This window comes from Streptococcus suis, assembly GCF_046032115.1.
Classification (GTDB): domain Bacteria; phylum Bacillota; class Bacilli; order Lactobacillales; family Streptococcaceae; genus Streptococcus; species Streptococcus suis_AJ.
This window is the reverse complement of record NZ_JARQOZ010000077.1, coordinates 1-1289: the sequence shown is the minus strand read 5'-3', so window position 1 is coordinate 1289 and position 1289 is coordinate 1. Positions and strand designations below refer to the sequence as shown.

The 1289-nt window shown below is 38.1% G+C and carries 1 pseudogene; it reads left to right on the top strand.

Annotated elements, in window-relative coordinates:
- Positions 1 to 217: 217 nt before the first annotated feature.
- Positions 218 to 1289: pseudogene (locus P7J36_RS11545) on the top strand (transposase); the annotation flags it as partial.

Genomic DNA, 1289 nt, shown 5'->3' with positions numbered 1-1289 from the left:
TGTAACACCTTATCAAAAAAATCACAAAATAAGGTGTTGCTTTTGTATACACTTTTTTCACTAAACTTTAGTCCAAAATAAAATAATTTCCATATTTGGATTACGAGACTCAAAACATTTTTTGTCAAATACCTTGATGGACTTGACAAATGGTAGAAAAAAGTCCCATATGACCTATAATGAAAAGCGTTCAAACTATCATTCTAGAAAGACTCATATGGAACAACTAAATCTTATCACAAATTTTCTCAGAATTAAAGACAAAAATATCGTTATCACTGATAAATATGATATGGGAACTCACTTAGAACTCCACGGTCACTTGGATTATACAGCCCCTAAATGTCCCTCCTGCAAGGGACAAATGGCAAAATACGACTTCCAAAAACCCTCCAAAATTCCCTACCTAGAAACTGCTGGTTATCCCTTGCTTATCCGACTTAGAAAGCGTCGTTTCAAGTGCAAAGAATGTGGGAAAATGGCTGTCGCTGAAACTCCTCTTGTCAAGAAGAACCACCAAATTTCTGTCGCCGTTAACCAGAAAATCGCCCAATTACTCATCGAAAATCAAGCAATGACACATATTGCACACAGGCTATCTATCTCAACATCATCAGTTAGTCGAAAGCTAAATGAGTTCAAGTTTGAAACAGATTGGAATACCTTACCTGAGGTGATGAGCTGGGATGAGTATGCCTTCAAAAAGGGGAAAATGAGCTTTATCGCTCAAGATTTCAATTCCCTAAATGTCATTACCATTCTGGACGGAAGAACACAAGCAACCATCCGAAATCACTTTCTACGCTATCCTAGAAAGGTTAGAAATCAAGTCAAAGTCATTACCATGGATATGTTTAGTCCCTACTACAAATTGGCTAAACCCTTCGCTCTCCAATTTCTAAGCTCAGGCTGAAACAGTCTATTCCCAGACTGTTTCACTCCCGAATGCAAAAATCGTACTCGACCGATTTCACATTGTGCAACACCTTAGTCGTGCTATGAACCGTTTCCGTATTCAAATTATGAATCAATTCGACAGAAAATCGCACGAATACCGAGCCTTGAAACGTTACTGGAAATTGATACAACAAGATAGCCGTATACTCAGCGGTAAACGATTTTATCGCCCTATGTTTCGCATGCACTTGACTAACAAGGAAATTCTAGAAAAACTCCTATCCTACTCAGATGAACTCAGACGGCACTATGAACTCTATCAATTTCTCTTGTTCCATTTCCAAGAGAAAAATTCAGATCATTTCTTCAGTCTCATCGAACAGGAAATAGCC